The following is a 21353-nucleotide window of genomic DNA, read 5'->3' as shown; positions in this document are numbered from 1 at the left end:
TGTGGTTCCTATGTTCCGGCAGAAGATTTCAAGGCCTAATCATACCTGAGTGCAGGGTGCGTTTAATTGCGCTGAAATGCGTTTAATTTTGCCCCTGTTTGATTGCTTGTGATTGATTAATCAGCAGAAATTTTCTGGTCAACGAATTAGCTGATGGCTTTGAAATAATCTTGCGCGGCGATCAAGGCATCCGTAAAGGAACCGTGTACAAACTCCGTGCTGATTGCCACCATCAGGTTTGAAGGCAGGCCGAAGTCCTCGATCAGTGCACCGTTGCGATCGCGCCAGATCTGGCTGGCGGGGTCCAGTACGACCGGGCTGTAGTGTTCGCGCACGGTGTCCAAAACCGTATCGGCAGTAGAGCGGTAGGTGAAAACAGGCAGGCCCTGAGCCACGGCATAACCAATTTCAAAGGCGGTGCCGGTATCAATCTCTGCGCCGCGAAAGGGCGTGATATTGGCCAGAACCGCATCGGCCTGATCCAGCAGGCGAATATTGTGGTGGTAGATGGACGAGGCCTCGATTTCTTCCTGATCAACGGGATGCAAGGGCTTGAAGCCAAAGTCTCGTACCAATTGCTTGTGCAGCTTGGCGCGCTCGGTGGCATCGCTGAAAAACACATCAGGACCCGCTAAATAGATACGTTTCATCTTGGCTCCTTGTTGATTCGGGGTGAGGGGAAACCGTGCCGGTCCAGGCTGGCTGCCTTGATAAACCGGAGCTTGTGAGGGGGTGGCTGCCCTGAAACCGCAGCAGGCTATGCGGGGCGGCCATCTGAATGATGATATACGATCCCATCGGCCTGAACAGAGTACCGGGTGCAGGTATCTGGCCCGGTTTTGCGCTTTGTCGTTTGGCCTGTTGCTCCGGCGTCACGGATGGTGATGGATCTTGTTGCTGTAGACAAGAAGGGGGCGCAGCACACAAGAAAAAAGGGACCGATGCGGGTCCCTGGTTTTCTTGAAAAAGTCGTGAGCCTTAGTTGGAATTGCTGCGTCGATACAGACTTAAAGCAATACCCAGACCTGCCAGCATGCCTGCACAACCCCGGTTCAGCCAGCGCATGGCCTGACCAGAAAGCAGGCGCATGGCGTGATGGCCTCCGACGGCGTAGACAGTCATCAATGCCATATCAATCAAGGCAGTAATCAGCGCCAGCGTGATGTACTGGCTTGCAATGGAATCGCCTGGGTGGATGAACTGCGGCAGAAAGGCAGAGAAGAACAGCAGGCCTTTGGGATTGGATAATGCGACCAGTAAGGAGCGCAGAAAAGCGGCCCGACCCGACAGGGCTTTTTCCGTGGAGGCTTCGGTCTGGATGGTGCTGACCGGAGCGTTCCAGAGTCCATAAGCCAAATACAGCAGATAGGCCGCGCCAATCCATTTCACCACGGTAAAAAGCTGTTCTGAAGCAAGCAGCAGCGCGCCCAGTCCACAGCCTACGGCCGCGATCAGAATCAGATCCGAGAGGGCCGCACCCGCAATACCGCAAGCTGCAATCCGTTTGCCGCCATGCGCACCATTATTCAAGGCAAGCAGCATGGTGGGGCCCGGCATGACAGTGACGGCTGACACAGCAAGGATATACAGAGAAAGGCTGGCTAAATCCACGGAAATTCCTTGAGAAAAGAGCTTGACTGCGGAAGTATCTGGCAGAACCAGCATATTCAAGTATGGCGGCTGTTGCCTGGGTTGATGCTATCGGGTTTGACTTGGACTACTTACAAAAAAGGCCAGCCTGAATGGCTGGCCCCTTGCGCGTCAAGGTATCAAATCAGGCACGGCCTGGTTCGAGCGTTGCCGCAGCGGTAAACAGCACGTCGGTCGAGGAGTTCAAGGCCGTTTCTACCGAGTCTTGAACCACTCCAATCACAAAACCTACGCCAACCACTTGCATGGCGACATCGTTGGAAATACCGAACATATTGCATGCTAGTGGAATCAGCAGCAAAGAGCCACCGGCCACGCCAGACGCACCGCAAGCAGCAATCGTGGCCACCAGGCTCAGCAGCAAGGCGGTAGGCACGTCAGCCGGAATTTCCAGAGTATGCACCGCAGCCAGCGTCAGCACGGTAATCGTGACAGCAGCACCGGCCATATTGATGGTGGCACCCAGCGGAATCGATACCGAGTAGGTGTCTTTATGCAGGCCCAGACGCTCGCACAAAGCCATGTTCACAGGGATGTTGGCAGCCGAACTGCGGGTGAAAAAGGCCGTGATACCGCTTTCACGCAGGCAGGTGAATACCAGCGGGTACGGGTTACGACGCAGCTTGGCAAACACGATCAAGGGATTGATGACCAGGGCCACCACCAGCATGCAGCCCACCAGCACGAGCAGCAGCAAACCGTATTGGCGCAGCGCATCAAAGCCGGACTCGGCAATGGTGACCGCTACCAGACCAAAAATACCCAGCGGCGCAAAGCGAATGACCAGGCGCACCAGGGACGACACGGCATTGGCCATATCGGTAAGCAGGTCACGCGAACCTTGCGAGCCGTGTTTCAGTGCCAGACCGAGAGCAATAGCCCAGGCCAAAATGCCCATGTAATTGGCGTTGAGCAAGGCATCAACCGGGTTCACCACAATGCTGGTCAACAGATCCAGCAACACCTCCACGATATTGCCGGGCGGGTTCAGGGTGGTGTCGGCCAGATCCAGCTTGAGTTTGACGGGGAAGGCAAAACTGGCGATCACGGCAATCAGCGCGGCCAGGAAGGTGCCCAGAACATACAAGAGCAAAATCGGGCCCATGCGGCTGGAGGATTGGGCTTTTTGATTGGCAATGGAAGACATCACCAGCACAAACACCAGAATCGGCGCGACCGACTTCAAGGCAGAAACAAACAATTGACCGAGCAGGGCGATCGAGTGTGCGGCATCGGGAGCAAAGCGCCCCAGCAAAATACCGGCGATCAAACCGATCACAATTTGAGTAACAAGACTGCCGTGCAGGATAAAGCCTAATGGGCCTCTGGCTTGATTGGCGGGATGGGCCATGAAAAGCGACTCCAGACAAAAGGGTAGGTGTGAAGTACGTGAAAAAACGCTCTGGCGAGGACTCAGCCAGAGCGCGGAAGACGGTTATTCTAGCACCAGGCGCTATACATTTTGTAGCCGATGTGATATGGTTGCTAATCCACATGGGGTCGACATGGCTTCGACGTGGGTCAAGAAGCAGCACAGGGCGTGTCGAGCACCAGTAAGCTCGTAAATCCACTGGAAAACTATAAACGCCAACGACGAGCGTTTCGCTCTAGCCGCTTAAGGCTGGGCCACTGCACTAATTTGTCTTTGGGTTAGGTAGGGCAACCTACAGCAGTGTTATTTACAAAGAATCGAATCGGCCTGTGCCACGTAGTCCGGTTCTAAAACTTAGTGGATCGCCAAGGAAAGGCCTGTCAATTGGCACAGTCCAAGGTTAAAACTTAAAATTAATTGACTACACATGTAGAACTGTCTGTGGACGGCTTGCGGACGGGGGTTCAATTCCCCCCGACTCCACCAAGATATCCCAAGAAACCCAACAGCTTAACGGCTGTTGGGTTTTTTGTTTTTTGCTTGCCCCACAACACTTCAGCGTCATAATGATCCCTTCGTTTTATGGACAAAAGGAGATCGACATGTCTCGTTGGGTGTTCTATTCCGCGCCAGGGACCTGCGCGCTTGCCACTCATATTGCACTGCATGAAGCAGGGGCTGACTTTGATGTGGTCAAGCTGGATTTTGGTGCGAATCAACAGCAAAGCCCGGAGTTTCTGCGCGTCAATCCCAAGGGGCGTGTTCCGGCACTGGTGACAGAGCAGGGCGCGTTGACGGAAACCCCGGCTTTGCTGGCTTTTGTGGCACAGAGCTTTCCGGCTGCCAAGCTGGCTCCTTTGAATGATCCCTTTGCGTTCGCCCGCATGCAGGAGCTGCACAGCTATCTGGCATCCACCGTGCATGTGGCCCACGCGCACAAGCGTCGTGGTTCCCGTTGGGCGGATGATCCTGCTGCGGAAGAAGCCATGCGTGCCAAGGTGCCGCAAAACATGACAGCTTGTGCGGCGTATCTGGAATCCCTGATTGCAGGCCCCTGGGTGCTGGGCGAGCAGTTCAGCGTGGCCGATGCGTATCTGTACACCGTAGGTGGCTGGCTGGAAGGTGACTCGGTTGATATGAGCCAATTTCCTAAACTCAGTGCCTATCTGGAGCGGGTAGGAGCGCGCGAGGCCGTGCGCAAGGCGGTAGCCGAGGCCGCTGCCTGAACGACATTCTTTATATGCGTTGCGCTGTGCTCAGCACGGCGTAACGCCTTTCTTTCTATTTCCGAATCAAAATCGTAACAAATATAGTTTCATGAGTTGACCTGTTTTTCTCTAATAAGTAACATGAGAAGTTACGTTAAGGAGAAGGTGAGTTTATGGACTTCGACATCATCATCGTCGGTGGCAGTTTTGCGGGGCAGGCAGCGGCGATTCAATTGGGTCGGGCGCGGCGGCGCGTACTTTTATTGGACGCGGGGCAACCCCGGAATCGCTTTGCCCAGGCCTCTCATGGCTTTCTGGGGCAGGATGGGCAGGCTCCGGCGGCCATCATGGCGACGGCAAAACTTCAGCTTGCGAAGTACGGGACGGTCGAGCAGCGAGCCGGGCGTGCTGTGGAGGTTCATGCCATAGAGGGTGGGTTTCAGCTATTGACCGAGGACGCCCAGACCATCCGTGCGCGTCGCCTGATTCTGGCCACTGGCGTCAAGGACGGCTTGCCTGATATTCCTGGTCTGCAGGAGCGTTGGGGCAACAGTGTGCTGCATTGTCCTTATTGCCATGGCTTTGAGCTGAACCAGCAGCCTTTGGGGGTGTTGGCCAGCAGCGAACTGGCTATGCATCAAGCCATGCTGGTGCCAGATTGGGGGCCGACCACCTTGTTTACTCAAGCTGCTTTTACACCGAATGCAGAGCAGGAAGCCCAACTGATAGCGCGTGGTGTGCAGATCGAAAAGACACCGATTGCAGAGCTGTTGGGAAGCAAGCCAGGACTGGAGTCAGTGCGTTTGCAGGATGGCAGAATTGTGGCTATTTCCGGTCTGTTTGTAGCGCCCAAAACAGAGTTGGCCAGCGACCTGGCCATACAGCTGGGTTGCAAGCTGACAGCGGGTCCTACGGGGTCTTTTATCGCTGTGGACCCCATGCAGCACACGTCTGTACCGGGTGTGTTTGCGGCGGGTGATGCGTCCAGTCCTATGGCTAATGCCACCATCGCTGCCGCTGCGGGGGTAATGGCGGCGGGTGGGGCACATCATTCCTTGATTTATGGTTTGGTCGAGCAGGGTGGAGCCAGCTCGGAAAAGGCTGCATGAGGCCAGAGCAATGTCCAGCGCCAAATTCCACGCAGACCGAGCAATGGCATAGGGTGCACCCATGCCATTGCTTACCACCCGCTCAGGATTTCAATGAGAACCCCCACTTCCGTCCAGCCCTTTAGCGATCCTGCCTTGGTCGCCCGGTATGCCGATACAACGCCACAGCGCATCCCTGGCTTCCAGGACCTTCATCGCATGGCCTTGATCCTGCTTTCCGAACGGGCAAAGAGCAATGCCAGGATTCTGGTCCTGGCAGCAGGAGGCGGGCTGGAGTTGAAGTCCTTTGCGCAAGCCCGTCCAGATTGGTCTTTTGCAGGAGTCGATCCCTCGCAAGCCATGCTGGATCTGGCGGCCCAGGTGCTAGGGCCTTTGGGTTCGCAAGTGGATTTGATACAAGGCTATGTGGACGATGCACCGCTGGAGCTATTTGATGGTGCTACTTGTCTGCTGACTCTGCATTTCTTGTCAAAAGCAGAGCGCTTGTCGCTGTTGAAATCCTTGCACGCACGCTTGAGACCGGGGACGGCGCTTGTGGTGGCTCATCATTGTCGGCCAGAGGAGGGGGCAACTGAGGACTGGCTAGCCCGATCCATCGCCTTTGCCACAGGGACGGAAACTACGGCAGAAGCGATACGTTCTGCTTCAAATATGGCCCAGCATTTGACGCTGTTAAGCCCGCAGGAGGAAGAGGGTTTGTTGCGAGAGGCCGGGTTCACGGCACCAGCCTTGTTCTATGCAGGGCTCTCGTTCTGGGGCTGGGTAGCCTATGCAGATGATCAGGCCTAGCGCCTCATTCTCTGTTCCTGATTCTGCCCTGAACCAAGCAGAGCCAGCGGATTATTGCTCCGCCATCTTCCTGTCCAGCTCTGCCATTTCTGCCTTATAGAGCTGCTCAAACTCGGCCAATAGCTCTGCCAAGGGAATAGCCTCCAGCCTTTGCATGACCAGGGCCTCTGCGTCCTTGAGCACATCGCCCAAGGCGGCGTTAACCACTTTGGCGACACCGCAGCTTGGGTTCTCGTTCTCGTGGCCAATAAAGAAGATACGCGGTCCCCCAACCGCTTTGTGTATGTCCAGCAGCGTGACCTCTTTCAGATCACAGCTTAGCGTCCAGCCACCCCCGTGGCCTTTTTCAGAGCGCACGTAGCCCGCCTTGCGCAAGCCCGCCATAGTGCGTCGGACGACCACGGGATTGGTGCTGAGCATGGTGGCGATTTGCTCGGAGGTAAATGGCTGATCGTGCCTGGCCATGTGCAGTAAAACATGCAGCATGCGGGAGAGCCGACTATCACTTCTCATATTCTTGACCTTGTGATGCACCGGGGAAGGGGGAGGGTGTCCCGGTGCACGATGTCACATTATAAGTAGCAAGAAGGGGATAGTCAGATCGGGGTGGTTTGTACCTTGCAGCGGATCGTCACCTTGTTTATTTCTTGGCTTCTTGTGCGCGTTTGTCTGCTGCCACCGCCTGCATCGCATTGCCAATGAAATGGTCCCCTTGGCTGATCAACGCTGCTGATGCCGCCTCCACATCCCGAGCCTCTTTATTCTGACTGAGCTTGGTCTTGCCGATCAGTCGTGTGATCTCGATTTCAATCCCGACAATGGCTTTCAGCATGGCGTCGATATAGTCCTTGGGGCCATCCGTCATCTTCCAGGGCACGGGCTGGCTGGCTTCATGGATGCGGGTTAAACGCGCCACGGCACCGCGAACATAACGTTCTTCATCGCGTATTGTTACCCGCCCATAAGCATGGGCCACGATGTAGTTCCAGGACGGGACTTGCTTGTGTGTTTCCAGTTTGCTGGGAAACCATTGTGGGGAGATATAGGCGTCCCCTGCACGAAATATCACCATTACTTCATCGCCGTTTTCCAGGTCTTGCCATACGGGATTGTTTCTGGCGACGTGGCAATGCAATACCCCTTGCGCACCTTCCTGGGGATGGAGCATGAAGGGCAGGTGATTCGCGCTCAAACCACTTTTTCCATTGGCGACCAGAATGCCCAGCGGATGCTGGGCGATCAGCTCGTGCAGTGGTTCAGGCCGGGATTCATTGAAGTGTGCGGGGATATACATCGTTGTCTTTTCGGGCTTGGGATTCAGGATCAATGTGTCTATTATTGATCTGTTCTGGATCATTGCTCTGTACCAGTTTGGCGCTATTTTTGTGGACCACAAGCCATGTCACGCACTGCCCATAATCCAAAGATTCCTTCCCTAGGCGAGCTGGACCGAAACGCCGGATCCTTGGGTCGTCAGTTGGCGCAGAAGCTGCGCGATGCGGTAAAAAACGGTGCGCTCAAACCGGGTGAATTCTTACCGTCGACACGAGCCTTGGCGGCATCCTTGGGCGTTGCTCGTGGCACGGTTGTAGAGGCTTTCGAGCAATTGATTGCCGAAGGCTTTCTGGAGTCCTCACCGGGCGTGGGCACTTATATTGCTCACTCGCTGGCCAGCCCCAAAACAAGGGCGCAGAAGCGCAGGGCGACAGCGTTGCCTGCCCAGCCTGCACCACCCGCTGCTCAGCCATTCAATACAGTTGCGGCTCAATTCCAGCCTTTGCCGTCTGCCCCGTTTGCTGTGTCGATTCCATTGGGTGCCGCTGCGCCTGGTCCCATCTGGCGACGCTTGGGGAATCGCTTGCGGGCGCATGGTCAGGGCGCGCCGAGCGGCTATGGTGATCCTCAAGGTGCCTTGCCTTTGCGGGAGGCCATTGCGGAATACGTGCGTCGGTCACGCTCAGTGCGTTGTGAGGCAGAGCAGGTGATTGTGACCACGGGCACTCAGCAAGGCTTGTTTCTGGCTTGTCTGGTCTTGATGAGTCAGCAGGATTTCGCCTGGGTGGAGAACCCGGCCTATCCCGGTATTACCGCGATTTTGAACACGGTAGGTGCGCCGGAACGTATGGTGCGTGTGCCTGTGGATGAAGAGGGGCTGGATGTCGCTGCGGGCATACGCTTGCAAGCCGATGCGCGGGTCGCCTTTGTGACTCCTTCGCATCAATACCCTTTGGGTATGCCCATGAGCATGGCACGACGCAATGCGTTGTTGGCCTGGGCACGGGATAAGTCCGCCTGGATTGTCGAGGATGATTACGACAGCGAGTTCCGTTATTCCGGCCATCCCTTTCCTTCCATGCAGGGCCTGGACCCGGAGCGGGTGATTTATCTGGGAACCTTCAGCAAGGTGCTGTTTCCCTCGTTGCGCCTGGGTTATGCGATTGTGCCGCCGCAGCTGGTACAGGCTTTTTGCGGAGCGCGAGTCCTGTTGGATCGGCATCCGCCCAGTGCGGACCAGCATGTTCTGGCCAGCTTTATTTCAGAGGGGCATCTGGAGCGCCATATTCGGCGTATGCGCGGGGTCTATACCCAATGTCGCAATCATCTCTTTGAGATTGTGCGCGAGGTTCTGCCAGGCGACTTGGCCAGCTTGCAGCCCGGAGACCAAGGCATGCACTCCGTCTTGTGGCTGTCCTCGCAGATTGACGATGTGGCAGTGGCACAGCGCGCCATGCAGGAGGGTGTGGCTGTGCGTCCGGTCTCCACCATGTATCACGCTGGTGAAGGCCCTCCGGGCTTGATTCTGGGTTTGAGTGCATTCAGTCCAGAGCACATGAAGGAAGCGGCGCAGAAGCTGGGGCGCATTATCTCTGAGCTTGCCCGGCCCTCCAGGAACAGCAGAAAGTCCTGAGTGCAGGTTTCGACCAGCCTGTTTCAAGAGCTTGCTTGAACACGGCTTCTGCCATCTTCTTCGAATTAAAAACTCCGTCTCTGGTTTTCCCGTGCGGACGCGACAAGGTCCATCAAGCAGGAACTGGCAGCAATGAAGTGCTGGCTGCTTCTTGAAGAGCTCTACCCATATTGCGCAAGGTGTCGGAGCGGATAGCAGCATGTTGCCAATACAAAGGCACATCCAGCCAAAGGCCGGGGGCGACTAAAGCCAGCTCTTCGGCGGCCAGGGCATCGCTGACCATGGAGTCGGGTGCCAGACACCAGCCCAGGCCCAAAGCCGCTGCTTTCACAAAGCCGGTAGAGGTGGGCAGGTAGTGGATGGGAGGGGCGACAGATTCAGCGCTGATCTGCCGTATAAAGCGCCACTGCAATTCGTCCTTGCGGTTGAAGACAATCATGGGGGCTTGAGCCAGGGATTCTGTGTCTACTCCCAATCCGAAATGCCGAGCCACGAATTCTGGAGAAGCAATTGCCTGATAGCGCATGATGCCCAAAGCCTGAACCTCGCAGCCTTGCAGAGGTGTGGGTTCGGCGGTGACAGCGCCCAGCACGGAGCCATTGCGTATCAGTTCCAGCGTGTGGTCCTGATCATCCACGCGCACATCAAACAGGTAGCCATGCTCCTGACTTAGCTGGGACAAGGCTTCCAGAAACCAGGTATCCAGCGTGTCACTATTGACCGCAATGGCAATAGGCCGACGCGGTCCAATGTGTTCCGGCAGAAAGTCCGCGACAGCCTCTGCTTCCAGAACCTGCATGGGACGCACACGACGCAGCAGCAACTCTCCCGCCGGTGTCGGGCGGCAAGGTGGTTGGCGCAGGACCAGCACCTGTCCCAGTCTGTCTTCTAACGCCTTGATACGTTGCGAGACGGCCGAGGTGGTGATGTACAGCTTGCGTCCGGCCGCTTCAAAACTGCCTTCCTCCAGGACTGCCGTAAAGGCTCTGAGTTGTGGGTGCAGCAGATCCATGATTGGCCTATCTGATTAGTTATTCTTAATTGAGTAAAGAATAATTAGCTTTTCTTAAATCGTAAATGACAGCACCATAACGCAGTTTTTCAATTCTGTGGATGGATGGCATGTTCTTCTCTGTTGTAGCGACTGGCTTTCTGACAGGTGCAGGCCTGATCATGGCTATTGGCACCCAAAATGCCTTTGTGTTGCAGCAGGGACTGGAGCGTAGTCATGTGGGTTTGGTGGTAGCGATCTGCGCGCTGGCCGATATTGTCTTGATTCTGGGAGGCGTGGCTGGCATCGGTACTCTGGTACAGGAATGGCCTGGCTTGTTGCAAGTTCTGCGCTTTGGCGGCGCGGCTTTTCTGGCCTGGTATGGGCTGCTGGCGGCACAGCGAGCCTGGACCGGCAAGGGAAGCCTGATGGCCGGGCAGGGTAGCGAGCGCAATCGTCGCCGCATCTTGCTGACCTGTCTGGCCTTCACCTTCTTGAACCCCCACGTCTATCTGGACACGATGGTGCTGTTGGGCAGTCTGTCTACGCCTTATCCCGGCAACTTGCAGTGGGCATTCGCCCTGGGCGCCTGTGCAGCCAGTGCCAGCTGGTTTCTGGCCTTGGGCTACGGGGCGCGATTGCTGCAACCCGTGTTTCGTCAGCCGCTGGCCTGGCGTGTGCTGGACGGCAGCATCGCTGTTTTCATGTTGGCCCTGTGTGCTTTATTGCTGCTGCGGCCTTTGCATTAAGTCTTGGTCCAGGCAGCGGTTTGCTGCTTGTCCTCCTGATAACAGCCTGTGTCACAGGCCGGGAAAAGCCAGGTTTTTTGAATCAAAAGATAACTGTCTTAACTTTGAGCTGTCTTTCTGAAATTAAATAGGCTTTAGGGAAGAGCTTGTACCTAATGAAGTCTTGGTTTTTGAACCTTCAATCAGGAGAAAACTATGAATGTCGTGAAGATGCTTGCCTCTGCTGCCTTGATCAGCAGCCTGGCTGCACCGGCGTTGGCGCAGGATGTGAAGCGCCATCCTATTCCCAATTCGGATTTCCCGATTTTGACGGCAGTGGAAGTGCCTGCCGGTAAAACCACGGTTTACTTGAGCGGCACTGTTCCTGCTGTGCGCGACAAGTCGGCGGATGCAGCCAGCCCGGCAGCCTATGGCAATATGCAGCAGCAAACCGAGTCCATCATGGAGCAAATCAAGGCTCAGCTGGAAGGTATGGGCATGTCGGTCGGGGACATTATCAAGATGCAGGCTTTCCTGGTTGCCCCCGATGGCGGCAAGCTGGATTTTGATGGCTTCATGGCAGGCTATTCCAAGTACTTCGGCACCAAGGACCAGCCAAATCTGCCCGTACGATCCGCTATGGTGGTCCAGGCTCTGGTGAACCCTGGTTGGCTGGTCGAGCTGGAGGTGACAGCCGTACGGCCTTGATCGCCACCAGACTCTTTTTGAAAAGGATGTGTTGTGATCTCTATTCGTCCGGTTCAGGCGCAGGAATGGCGAGCCTATCAGGCATTGCGTCTAAGCGCCTTGCGTGATTCTCCTGATGCCTTTGGGAGTACCTATGCCGTGGAGTCCGCACATCCTGAGCATTTCTGGCAGGAGCGAATTCAAGCTGCTTGTGCGTCCGAGACGGACCATGTCTTGTTGGCTGAAAAAGAGGGGATAGCTTGTGGCCTGGTCTGGTGCAAGCTGTCTGCCTCGGAACCCGCTGTGGCCGATATTTACCAGATGTGGGTGGCACCATCCGCGCGAGGTTTGCGGGCAGGTTTTGGTCTGCTGGATGCCGCGGTGAAATGGGCAAAAAACAGACAAGCAGCGTGTATTCGTCTAGGTGTGACCCTGACAAATGAAGCAGCCGTCCGGCTGTATGAAAACTACGGCTTTGTACCCAGCGGAGAGCCCGAGCCTTTGCGTGAGGGTTCCCCTTTGATGTCACAGACTTTGGTGCTGGATTTAGCGGATTAAAACCAGATAGATAAAGGCAGCCCCTTGTTGCAACTGACAACAAGGGGCTGTTTTTTTTATGCCTTGCCGGATCTGTTGAACAGGCAAGGCATAAGGTCTGGATTATTCCAGATTCAAGGCTTGGCGCAGCTTGTGGATTTCCGCTTGCCAGACCTCTTGCAAGCCAGGCTTTTGATGCTTGGGCTTGCGTGCCAGATCCGCTTCCAGTCTGCTTTCCAGCTCAATCAGTTGTTCCAGCAAACTGTCGTCGCTGGAGGGGGCTGATTGAGCCGTCTTCGTGCCCAATGTGCCTGGGCTGGAAGCTGGGGAGGATTTCTCTGCTTGATCTGTCTGAACCAGAGAGGCATATAACTGCGTCAGGTCCAGCATTTCCGTCAAGGAACCTTCGTCCACCAGCCAGAAGCGATTGCAGCTTTTCTCCAGCAGCTCCCGGTCGTGGGTGACCAGGATAAAACCGCCTTTGAATTCGCACAGTTCCTCTGCCAGTTCTTCCTTGCCTTCCAGATCCAGGTGGTTGGTAGGTTCGTCCAGAAACAGCAGATGATAGTTGGCCAGCGACAGGGCAATGAACATCAGCCGAGCACGCTCGCCACCACTCAAGCTATCCACTTTCTGTGCATGCCGCAGGTAAGGGAAGCCGGCACTGATCAGTGCCATTTTCCTGACATCGTCCGGCAAGGGCGAAAAGTCCTGCAAGGCATGCAGCAAGGTCTTGGAACCATCCAGTTGCTGCTGGTCCTGGTCGTAGTAACCAATGCGGCATTGCGGGTGAAACTTCAGCCCGTCCATGTCCGCTTCGGCCTGCCAGTATCGCCATAACTGACGCAGCAAAGAGGATTTACCGCAACCATTTCGACCGACCAATCCGATGCGATCCCCGCTGCGCACTTGCAAGCCATGGGCCTGAAAGAGGGCAGGCAGGTTCTCGGCCGGGCTGACGGCCATATCCGCGATATCCAGCAGACGATCTGCCTTCATGTCCAGACCATGCAGTTGCAAGGTCCAGGGTGTGCCATCCGTCAGATCGGTCTGGTTTTCGCGTAGTTTGGACAGCCGTTTTTCCATGCTTTGGGCTTTGCGGGCAAAGGTCTCGTTGTCGTAGACCTGTCCCCAGATAGCCAGGCGTTTTGCGCTTTGTTCGATGCGATCAATTTCCCTTTGTTCGCCTTGATGACGACGCAAATCCGTCTCGTCCCGATTGCGCAATGCTTCACGCGCGGCAGAGCAAGGAAGAGAGAAAAAAGACAGCGTGCGATCGCGCAAAATAATGGTGCTGTTGCAGACACGATCCAGCAGGCGCTGGTCGTGAGAGACCAGCACAAACGTGCCGCGCCAGCTGCTTAGAAAGCTTTCCAGCCACAGCAGGGAAGGCAAGTCCAAGTGGTTGCTGGGCTCGTCCAGCAAGAGCAGATCAGGCTGGGTAATCAAGGCCCGTGCCAGCAGCAGGCGAGTGTATTGCCCACCACTTAAAGCACTGACCTGGGTATGCCAGTCCTGTTCCTGAAAGCCCATCTCGCCGAGCAGGGTTTCTGCGCGCCAGGCATCCGTGTTTTGCTGCTCTGCGGGTAGGGCAGCCAGTACGGCGTTCAGCAAACTCAAGGCGTGCAGATCTGCTGGCAGGTATTGTTCAACACGCGCCAGAATGCAGTGGTTTGCTAGTGAAATACTGCCTTGTTTGGGCGTCAGTTCGCCACAAAGCAGGCTGATTAAAGTGCTTTTGCCACAACCGTTGTGGCCTATAAGTCCAACTCGATCTCCGGCCTTGATAGTGAAGGCAATTTCTTTGAATAAAGGACCGGAAAGGGTTTCGTAAGAGAGTGAGTGGACCGACAGTAATGTACTCATGAGATGCTCAAGTTTCTTGGGTGCGCGGGTACAACGCATCCTCGTCAATAGAAGCTGACGATAATTCTTGAGGCCTGAGTGAAGTCCTTCAGTGAGTTATTGCTTCGCTCAAGTCTAGATTATCGCGCTGCGAAATCGAAAACTTGAGCCGTTCTCTATACCAAAGAAGAGTGCATAAATGAATTTGCACATAGGTGTAGGATCTCCTCTTAATCAATGGGTTAGCCATGCCTGAAGCGGGTGCAGGAGACTCCTTGGGTCAACGAGCCTGTGGCCTCAGGGCAGGGTAAGGACTGGTTGTGCCAGGGAAAGAAAGACAGGTGTGAAACGCCGTCCGTCCCGACAAAACCGCAAGGCTGTGATTGTAATCAGCTTGTTGAGCTATAGAAAATCAAGATGCTGGATTTTGAGGCTATGTGTGGCATTAAAGGCGCATTTATTCAGCTCAAGATGGGGATGAGGCAGGTAGGTGCATTACGGGTTTCCATGCTTTTTGCTAGCCGCAAGCAAGCGATTTTCAGATCAATCTTCGGTGTTTGAGTATGTGTTTTCAAACTCCAGGCTGCGTTGTTACTCAGTAAGAAAAAGCAGAATTATCACCATTTTTAAAATAGAGTATGTTCATAATCTATTGTTGATTTTCAGAGAAAGCTATGCAAGGATAGCTGCTATTCATAATCTATTTATGCGGGCAGCGACACGCACTCACACACTTTCTGGAGAGTATTCGGATGAGCCTTACAGCACCTGTCTATCTTGAAGATCTGGCCCTGGGAATGGAGTTTCGCAGCGCAGAGCATGCTCTGGATGAAGCGCAAATTGTCAGTTTTGCCCGCCAGTTTGATCCGCAGCCTTTTCACCTGGATGCAGAAGCGGCCAAGGACACGTTCTTCCACGGTTTGGCGGCCAGCGGCTGGCATACGGCCGCCATTACCATGAAGCTTTTGGTGGACAGTCTGGTATTCAGTCAGGGGATTATTGGAGCGGGCGGGCAGATCGACTGGCCACGGCCTACGCGCCCTGGCAATGTCTTGCATGTGCTCAGTAAAATCATCGATATTCAGCCCTCCCGCTCCAAAGCGGACAGGGGAATGGTGGTGGTGGAGTCTCACACCATGAATCAAAACAATGAAGTGTGTCAGCGCCTGGTGGCCAAGCTGATTGCTTTTCGTCGTCCGGAGGTTTGAATGGGGCGTGTCTCGCGTGAGCAGGCCGAACGCAACCGCGAGCGGGTGCTGGAAACGGCTTGTCGGCTGTTTCGCAAACATGGGGTGGAAGGGGTTTCCATCGGGGACATCATGAAAGATGCGGGCCAGACGGCTGGCGCTTTCTACAAGCAGTTTGCCTCCAAAGAGGCCTTGATTGATGAGGCTTCCCGCTTTGCTTTCACCCAGTCCTCGGAGTCCTGGGAGCGTATCAATCAGCGCTATGAAGAAGATGCCGTGCAAGGCTTTCAAGCCTTGATGCGGCGTTATTTCAAGCACCGGCCTCAAACCCAAAGCTGCCCGATTCTGGCCTTTTCTTCCCTGGCCAGCGGCTTGCCTGCGGATGCGCAGACCACGGCGATTTACAGCGAAGGGGTAGAGCGCTTGTTTGAGCAGTTCCGTAGTGTGGCCGTGCAAGCCTGTGCCGAGCAGACCGAAGAGCAAATCATGCTCTTGTTTGCCGCCATGTTGGGGACAGGGATGATCAGCCGGGCCATGGGTGATACTGCATTTACGCAAGAGATGCAGGCCGCGGTGTTGGCCGCATTGCCCGGTAGTGAGTCTGACTAAGTGGCTTGATAAGTAGCTTTAATGATGAGCGCAAGGGGGCTGGTGTTTCTTTTGGGATGCCTGCAGGTCTTGGAAGACCACCTCTGCACCTAACCGCGATCATTGTTGTTGTTGTTGTTGTTGTTGTTGTTGTTGTTGTTGTTGTTGTTGTTGTTGTTGTTGTTGTTGTTGTTGTTGTTGTTAAAAATAAATTTACTACATTGGCATATCGGTAATTTTCGATATAATGCATCCATGGAATTGCTCGATATATTCAAAGCGCTCTCTAACCGCACGCGTCTTGAAATCTTGAAAGGTTTGAAAGATCCGGCCAAGCATTTCCCTGCGCAAGACGAAGGGGATGTGAACGAGGTCGGGGTTTGCGTCAGTAGTATTCAGGAAGGTGTGGGTTTGTCTCAGTCCACGGTGTCTGATTACCTGGCGACCTTGCAGCGAGCTGGTCTGGTCGAGGTTCGTCGGATTGGCCAATGGACTTATTACAAGCGCAACGAGGCAAATATTCAGGCTCTGGCTGAACTGATCGGCTCGGACCTGTAATTTTTTATCCCAATACATCGATAATTCCCGATATCCCTTTTTAACGAACTAAGGATTGTTCATGAAAGCAATGCGATTGAAATCATTTGGTGGCCCTGATTCTTTTGAACTGGCCGAGGTGCCCAAGCCTGTGCCTGGGGCCGGGCAAGTGCTGGTGCGTGTGCATGCCAGTTCCATCAACCCGCTGGACTATCAGGTGCGGCGTGGCGATTACGCGGACCTGGTGCCACTGCCCGCTATTACGGGTCACGATGTCTCTGGCGTGGTGGAGCAGGTAGGCCCAGGTGTGCGCAGTTTTGTTCCTGGTGATGAGGTCTGGTACACCCCGCAGATTTTTGAAGGGCAAGGCAGCTATGCCGAGTATCACGTGGCTGACCAAAGCATTGTGGGCAAGAAGCCTGCGACCTTGAGCCATCTGGAAGCGGCCAGCCTGACGCTGGTGGGAGGCACCGCTTGGGAGGCCTTGGTTGTGCGTGCCGGGCTGCGAGTGGGCGAGCGTATTCTGATTCATGGTGGAGCAGGTGGCGTGGGCCACGTAGCGATTCAACTGGCCAAGTCTATCGGGGCGCAGGTATTCACGACGGCACGCGCTACGCATGCCGAGTTTGTTCGTGGCCTGGGAGCGGATGTGATCATTGATTATGAGAAGGAGGATTACGTCGAGGCTATCATGCGCGAAACCGACGGGCAGGGCGTGGATGTTGTGTTCGATACCATCGGCGGCAACACCTTGTCGCGCAGTCCCGATGCCCTGGCACAGTTGGGCCGGATTGTTTCGATTGTGGATATTGCCCAGCCACAAAATCTGATTCAGGCCTGGGGCAAGAACGCCAGCTATCACTTTGTATTTACCCGTCAAAACCGCGGCAAGCTGGACGAGCTGAGTGCCTTGGTCGAACGTGGTCAACTGCGCCCGCATGTAGGCGCGGTGTATGCCTTGGCTGATATAGGCCTGGCGCATGCACGTCTGGAAAGCCCGAATAATGGCTTGCAAGGAAAAATTGCCATTGCGATTGATCCGGCTCTGATTGCCGAGCATAGCGCCAAGGAAAACGCATGATTTATGAAGTGGCGCAATTGCCGGTACGGCTGGAACAGGCGGCGGCTTTCAGACAGGCATTTGAACAGGTCGCTCCTTTATTGCAGCGTGCCCAGGGTTATCAGGGGCACCTGCTGGCTCAGGGAGTGGAAGCACCGCATCTGTTCACGTTGATCGTGTGCTGGGCCTCTTTGGAGGACCATGTCATGGTTTTTGAAAAGGGGGAAGATCACCGGGTTTTCATGCAGGTGCTTCAAGACTATTTAGTCGATGAGCCTATGGTGCATCACATGAGTGCTGGGGATTTTGTTCGGGCAACTGCGCCACCACCTTGATCTCGAATTGAAAACCCGACAACCACGGAACCCCTACGCCTGTCAGTGCCGGGTAGGGGGCGTCACCCCAATAGTCCGGCAGAACCTTCCACAGGGTTTCCAGATTTGCCTCCGGGTTCACCAGAAACAGTGTCACATCCAGCACATGCGCAAAGCTGCAGCCTGCGGCGGCCAGTACGGTATTGAGGTTCTCAAAAGCCAGGCGTATTTGCTGTTCCAGATCCGGCTCGGGCGAGCCGTCCTCGCGGCTGCCCACTTGGCCGGAAACAAATAAAAAGCCGTTGGAGCGAATCGCGGGTGAGTAATGCCCGCGCTCATACAAGGCTTGGCGTTCGGTGGGGAATACCGCAAGGCGTAGGGGAGTCATCATGCTTTCCTGTGCCTGCTGGGCGCAGGCGAAGTTCATTGAACTATTCACTGTAGGCCCTGGGCGTGAGCAGATAAACGCTGGATGGCAGACAACACTGTTTCTATAATCCAAACAATCCCTGCTACCGATTGGAGATAATGCGTGGACCGTTTTGAAGCGATGCGTACCTTTGCCAAGGTGGTGGAAACGGGCAGCTTTACCAGGGCGGCTCAGGCTTTGCATATCAGTCGAACCAGGGCCACGCATCTGGTGCAGCAACTGGAGGCGCGCTTGCAGGTGAGCTTGCTGAATCGCACGACACGCAAGGTCAGCGTGACCAGCGCTGGAGCACTTTACTTCGAGCGCGTCGAGCAATTGCTGGCTGACTTGGAGGACAGTGAGCGGGATCTGGCCCAGGCCCTGGCTTCGCCCAGTGGACGCTTGCGAGTGGATGTGCCCAGCCCTTTAGCCAGCCGTGTGCTGGTGCCCGCTCTGCCTTCGTTCTATGCACGCTACCCGGATATTCAGCTGGATATGGGAGTGGGCGACAAGACGGTAGATCTGCTGGATGAAAGCATGGACTGTGTAGTTCGCGGTGGCCAGATTCAGGATCAGTCCTTGATCGCCAAGCGCGTAGGGGAATTGCATCTGGCCATCTATGCGGCGCCGTCGTATCTGGAGCAGTTTGGTGTAGCTACGCATCCCAAAGAACTGGAAGGGTCTGCCCACCGAATGGTGGGGTATCTGTGGGAGCATCAGAACAAGCCGTTTCCTTATGCCTTGCGTCGTCATAAAGAGCGGGTTGCTTTGCCAGGCCGTTATGGTTTGGCCGTGAATGATGGCAATGCCTATCTGGCAGCGGGCGAAGCGGGTTTAGGGCTGGTTTGCTTGCCGGAATATCTGGCCAGGGAAGCCGTGCAAACAGGGCGCTTGATGGCGCTATTCCCCGACTGGACGATGGACCCCATGCCCTTGCATGTGGCTTTTCACCGCAGCAAGCATACGAATGTTCGGCTACGTGTTTTTATTGATTGGGTGACAGAACTGCTGGCTGATCTGAAATGAGGGGCGCATTTATCGCGCCCCTGCATCCTCTACTTGTTTGAACAAGCCTATTTGAAAGCAAGTTCAATACCGCCTGGCTTTACTCTCCCGAAGGACGGGCCGGGATTGCGGCCACCATCAACGCTGCTCCCAGTCCCGCCACCGAGAACACAATGAAGTTCCAGCTGACGGCCAGACCCAGATTCCCGATATAACCGCCTACCAGCGGGCCGCATACCGCGCCCAGGCGGGCAAAGCTCATGGCCCAGCCGGTTGCCGTACCACGTGCATGCGGGCTGTAGTAATTGGTCAGATAGCCCGTCAGAATCAAGGACGTAGAAATACTGCCTATCCCGGCCAGTGCGACCAGCACATAGTTCGTGAATAGCGAGTTCCCCAGCATCAGGCCCAGAATCGCCAGACCACCCAACAGGTAAAACAGGAACACGATGCGGCGGGGGCCGCTGCGGTCGGCCAGGCTACCCAGGAACACACCACCCAGCGCCGATGCCAGACTGAACACCACCAGGAACATCAGGCTGGAGCCCAGATCGAATCCGTTCTGGCGCATGATCTGCGGCAGCCAGGTGTTCAGGCCATACACCAGCATCATGCCGAAAAACAGAGCCAGCCAGAAGCAGACAGTGGCACGCAAATAGCCGGGACCAAAGATGGCTCGCAGCACACTGCGCCAGTTCGCTTGTACGGGCTCGGCAGTGCTGGCAGCAGGCAGGGAGTTCATGCCCAGCTTGTTCGCCAAGCTCAGGGCTTCGGTGTGACGTCCCTTGGTCTGCAAGTAGTCCAGCGACTCTGGCAAGAACTTGATCAGAAAGGGGACGGAAATAATGGGCAGCGCACCCACGGCCACCACCTCGCGCCAGCCAAATTGCGGCAGAAGCCACATGGCAATCAGGGCCGAGGACAAAATCCCCAGAGAGTAGCCCGAGTACATCAGCCCATAGTTCAGGCTGCGACGCTGCGGGGGCGAGAACTCAATGGTGTAGGCCGCAGCAACCGGAATGACGCCGCCCAGCGCCAGCCCGCCGAAAAAGCGGAAGATACCAAAGACAGCCGGGGTAGGAGCCCAGGCTGCGCCTGCCATGGACAGGGAGAATCCCGCCACACACAGTATCAGCATTTTCTTGCGGCCCACCATATCGCTCAGGGTGCCTATGGCCAGGGCACCGAAGAACATGCCCAGCAAGGCGTAGCTGCCCAGGGCTCCCAGCTCCAGGGGCGACAGTTCCCAAGCCTTGTCAGCCGCCAGAGCAGGCAGAATCGCCCCCATGACGCCTACGTCGTAGCCCTCAAACAGAATGGCTAAAAAACACAGAAATACAACTCTCAGGGTGATGCGGGTGGGCACTGGCCAAGCAGCGCCCGAGTAAGTCGTTCCAGCCATTATTTCCTCCAGATAGTGCTTTGTTATGTTTGCTTTTGGGTATTCAGGCTCGCGCCTCTAAAACATTGATGAGTGAGGTCACTGTCTCATTGCAGGGGGCACTGAAGCCACGCTTTTTAAGCTGCTGCACGATGGCACCGTTCAGGCAGTCGATCTCGGTGCGTTTGCCGCGTCGAATGTCCATCACCATGGACGGGAAGTGATCCGCCGCGTCTTCGCAAACCTGGCTTAGATAGGACAGAGCCATATCGCGGGTTAGCGGAATGTGCTTCATGGCCGCCAGTGTCACGATTTCGCTGATGATGTTCTCGAACAGTTGCCAGACCCCTTGCGTAGAAGCGACTTGGGCCACATTGCTATTGGCCAGGGCGCAGACGGTATTCAGGCAGCAATTGATCACCAGTTTTTTCCAGATGCGCAGCTCGATCTGGGCGTCCAGCGTCATGGTGCCGATCGGGCTGCTCAGCAATTGGCCAAGACGTATTTCTGTGTCAGTGACTTGCCCGTCCATGGGCCAGAAAAAGGTCTCGCCCGTACCGCTGTAGCTGGATTCGATATGGCCCGGTCCATGCAGTTCGCTGGTCAGGGTCGTCAAACCAAAGGCCAGGCGATGCTTGGGGTTGGCGTTTTTCAGGATCTCGATATTGCCCAGGCCATTTTGCAAGGTCAGGATCAGCGTGTCGGGCCGGAGCACAGGCTGACAAGCCTGAATCAGGGCTGCGGTTTGGTGGAATTTGCCAAAAATCATCAGGACATCACAGGGGCCAATGTCGGTCGCATTATTGCTGGCAAAGAGCATAGCGGTTTCCTGACCCTGGGCGTAATCCACCCGCAGGCCCTGTGCTTGGATGGCCTGCACATGCTCGACCCAGGGGTCGTAAATATGGACTTGAGCACCGGAGCGCCAGAGCTGCCAGGCAAACAGGCTGCCCATGGCTCCGCCACCACCAATACAAATTTTCATAGTGGGCTTGTTCATGGTTTGGAAAGTGAAAGCAGATGGCTTGCGCAAGGCAGGCCATTGTTT

Annotated in this window: 24 protein-coding genes and 1 other RNA gene; 15 read left to right on the top strand and 10 right to left on the bottom strand. The window is 55.5% G+C overall.

Features of this window, described 5'->3' with window-relative positions; translation table 11 throughout:
• Positions 1–146: 146 nt before the first annotated feature.
• From DUD43_RS12465 to sstT, 3 genes are all read right to left on the bottom strand, one after another.
• On the bottom strand, positions 147–650 hold the full coding sequence (locus tag DUD43_RS12465; protein ID WP_153230541.1) for a nucleoside 2-deoxyribosyltransferase: 504 nt from the start codon (positions 648–650) through the stop codon (positions 147–149).
• 328 nt (positions 651–978) lie between these two features.
• Positions 979–1611, bottom strand: a complete 633-nt coding sequence (locus DUD43_RS12460; RefSeq protein WP_153230540.1) for a LysE family translocator — start codon at positions 1609–1611, stop codon at positions 979–981.
• Between the two features lie 163 nt (positions 1612–1774).
• Positions 1775–3001, bottom strand: coding sequence for a serine/threonine transporter SstT (gene sstT / locus DUD43_RS12455; RefSeq protein ID WP_153230539.1), 1227 nt, complete (start codon positions 2999–3001; stop codon positions 1775–1777).
• A 145-nt stretch (positions 3002–3146) separates the two neighbouring features.
• On the opposite strand from sstT, the gene ssrA reads away from it, so the two are divergent.
• The 4 genes from ssrA (at position 3147) to DUD43_RS12435 (ending at position 6128) form a co-directional block, all read left to right on the top strand.
• Positions 3147–3508: a transfer-messenger RNA gene (ssrA, locus tag DUD43_RS12450) on the top strand.
• 116 nt (positions 3509–3624) lie between these two features.
• Positions 3625–4248: a glutathione S-transferase family protein gene (locus DUD43_RS12445; protein WP_042481811.1), complete on the top strand. Its 624-nt coding sequence runs from the start codon at positions 3625–3627 to the stop codon at positions 4246–4248.
• A gap of 155 nt (positions 4249–4403) precedes the next feature.
• A complete protein-coding gene (locus tag DUD43_RS12440) occupies positions 4404–5339 on the top strand; it encodes an NAD(P)/FAD-dependent oxidoreductase (protein ID WP_153230538.1) in 936 nt (311 codons plus the stop codon).
• Positions 5340–5432: 93 nt separating this feature from the next.
• The gene (locus DUD43_RS12435) at positions 5433–6128 is read left to right on the top strand and encodes a class I SAM-dependent methyltransferase (RefSeq protein ID WP_153230537.1); all 696 of its coding nucleotides are present in this window, start codon (positions 5433–5435) and stop codon (positions 6126–6128) included.
• A gap of 51 nt (positions 6129–6179) precedes the next feature.
• On the opposite strand, the gene DUD43_RS12430 is transcribed toward DUD43_RS12435, so the two are convergent.
• Positions 6180–6641, bottom strand: coding sequence for an Rrf2 family transcriptional regulator (locus tag DUD43_RS12430; protein ID WP_153230536.1), 462 nt, complete (start codon positions 6639–6641; stop codon positions 6180–6182).
• Between the two features lie 127 nt (positions 6642–6768).
• On the bottom strand, positions 6769–7422 hold the full coding sequence (locus tag DUD43_RS12425) for an FMN-binding negative transcriptional regulator (RefSeq protein WP_153230535.1): 654 nt from the start codon (positions 7420–7422) through the stop codon (positions 6769–6771).
• Between the two features lie 105 nt (positions 7423–7527).
• On the opposite strand from DUD43_RS12425, the gene DUD43_RS12420 reads away from it, so the two are divergent.
• On the top strand, positions 7528–9036 hold the full coding sequence (locus DUD43_RS12420; protein WP_153230534.1) for a PLP-dependent aminotransferase family protein: 1509 nt from the start codon (positions 7528–7530) through the stop codon (positions 9034–9036).
• A gap of 112 nt (positions 9037–9148) precedes the next feature.
• Here the strand turns inward: DUD43_RS12420 and DUD43_RS12415 are convergent, their stop codons facing one another.
• Positions 9149–10048, bottom strand: coding sequence for a LysR family transcriptional regulator ArgP (locus DUD43_RS12415; protein ID WP_153230533.1), 900 nt, complete (start codon positions 10046–10048; stop codon positions 9149–9151).
• Positions 10049–10158: 110 nt separating this feature from the next.
• Here DUD43_RS12415 and DUD43_RS12410 point away from each other — a divergent pair, with 110 nt between their 5' ends.
• The 3 genes from DUD43_RS12410 (at position 10159) to DUD43_RS12400 (ending at position 12000) form a co-directional block, all read left to right on the top strand.
• Positions 10159–10776 carry a LysE/ArgO family amino acid transporter gene (locus DUD43_RS12410; protein ID WP_153230532.1) on the top strand — a complete coding sequence of 206 codons (618 nt, stop codon included), beginning with the start codon at positions 10159–10161 and terminating at the stop codon, positions 10774–10776.
• 195 nt (positions 10777–10971) lie between these two features.
• Entirely contained in the window at positions 10972–11463 is a 492-nt protein-coding gene (locus DUD43_RS12405) for a RidA family protein (protein ID WP_153230531.1), read from the top strand.
• Positions 11464–11496: 33 nt separating this feature from the next.
• The gene (locus DUD43_RS12400; protein ID WP_153230530.1) at positions 11497–12000 is read left to right on the top strand and encodes a GNAT family N-acetyltransferase; all 504 of its coding nucleotides are present in this window, start codon (positions 11497–11499) and stop codon (positions 11998–12000) included.
• A 102-nt stretch (positions 12001–12102) separates the two neighbouring features.
• Here DUD43_RS12400 and DUD43_RS12395 read toward each other — a convergent pair whose 3' ends face one another.
• Complete coding sequence (locus DUD43_RS12395) at positions 12103–13845, bottom strand: ABC-F family ATP-binding cassette domain-containing protein (RefSeq protein WP_153230529.1); 1743 nt, start codon at positions 13843–13845, stop codon at positions 12103–12105.
• Positions 13846–14576: 731 nt separating this feature from the next.
• On the opposite strand from DUD43_RS12395, the gene DUD43_RS12390 reads away from it, so the two are divergent.
• The 6 genes from DUD43_RS12390 (at position 14577) to DUD43_RS12365 (ending at position 17531) form a co-directional block, all read left to right on the top strand.
• Complete coding sequence (locus tag DUD43_RS12390; protein WP_153230528.1) at positions 14577–15032, top strand: MaoC family dehydratase; 456 nt, start codon at positions 14577–14579, stop codon at positions 15030–15032.
• Complete coding sequence (locus DUD43_RS12385; RefSeq protein ID WP_153230527.1) at positions 15033–15620, top strand: TetR/AcrR family transcriptional regulator; 588 nt, start codon at positions 15033–15035, stop codon at positions 15618–15620.
• Positions 15621–15625: 5 nt separating this feature from the next.
• Positions 15626–15835, top strand: coding sequence for a hypothetical protein (locus DUD43_RS12380; protein WP_153230526.1), 210 nt, complete (start codon positions 15626–15628; stop codon positions 15833–15835).
• A gap of 19 nt (positions 15836–15854) precedes the next feature.
• Positions 15855–16157 (top strand): ArsR/SmtB family transcription factor, encoded by a 303-nt coding sequence (locus DUD43_RS12375; RefSeq protein ID WP_153230525.1) that lies wholly within the window; start codon positions 15855–15857, stop codon positions 16155–16157.
• 61 nt (positions 16158–16218) lie between these two features.
• Complete coding sequence (locus tag DUD43_RS12370) at positions 16219–17217, top strand: zinc-dependent alcohol dehydrogenase family protein (RefSeq protein ID WP_153230524.1); 999 nt, start codon at positions 16219–16221, stop codon at positions 17215–17217.
• Positions 17214–17531: an antibiotic biosynthesis monooxygenase family protein gene (locus DUD43_RS12365; RefSeq protein WP_153230523.1), complete on the top strand. Its 318-nt coding sequence runs from the start codon at positions 17214–17216 to the stop codon at positions 17529–17531. Before DUD43_RS12370 ends, DUD43_RS12365 begins: the two co-directional genes overlap by 4 nt.
• On the opposite strand, the gene DUD43_RS12360 is transcribed toward DUD43_RS12365, so the two are convergent.
• Positions 17473–17898: a RidA family protein gene (locus tag DUD43_RS12360; RefSeq protein ID WP_153231628.1), complete on the bottom strand. Its 426-nt coding sequence runs from the start codon at positions 17896–17898 to the stop codon at positions 17473–17475. The genes DUD43_RS12365 and DUD43_RS12360 overlap by 59 nt on opposite strands.
• 144 nt (positions 17899–18042) lie before the next feature.
• On the opposite strand from DUD43_RS12360, the gene DUD43_RS12355 reads away from it, so the two are divergent.
• The gene (locus DUD43_RS12355) at positions 18043–18945 is read left to right on the top strand and encodes a LysR family transcriptional regulator (RefSeq protein WP_153230522.1); all 903 of its coding nucleotides are present in this window, start codon (positions 18043–18045) and stop codon (positions 18943–18945) included.
• A gap of 79 nt (positions 18946–19024) precedes the next feature.
• Here DUD43_RS12355 and DUD43_RS12350 read toward each other — a convergent pair whose 3' ends face one another.
• Together DUD43_RS12350 and DUD43_RS12345 are read right to left on the bottom strand one after the other, a co-directional pair.
• On the bottom strand, positions 19025–20326 hold the full coding sequence (locus DUD43_RS12350; protein WP_153230521.1) for an MFS transporter: 1302 nt from the start codon (positions 20324–20326) through the stop codon (positions 19025–19027).
• A gap of 43 nt (positions 20327–20369) precedes the next feature.
• Positions 20370–21290: a ketopantoate reductase family protein gene (locus DUD43_RS12345; RefSeq protein ID WP_194273389.1), complete on the bottom strand. Its 921-nt coding sequence runs from the start codon at positions 21288–21290 to the stop codon at positions 20370–20372.
• Between the last annotated feature and the right edge of the window lie 63 nt (positions 21291–21353).

The organism is Alcaligenes faecalis, assembly GCF_009497775.1.
GTDB classification, from domain to species: Bacteria; Pseudomonadota; Gammaproteobacteria; order Burkholderiales; family Burkholderiaceae_B; genus Alcaligenes; species Alcaligenes faecalis_D.
Note: the sequence above shows the minus strand (reverse complement) of the source record. Positions and strands in the feature narration are given on the sequence as shown.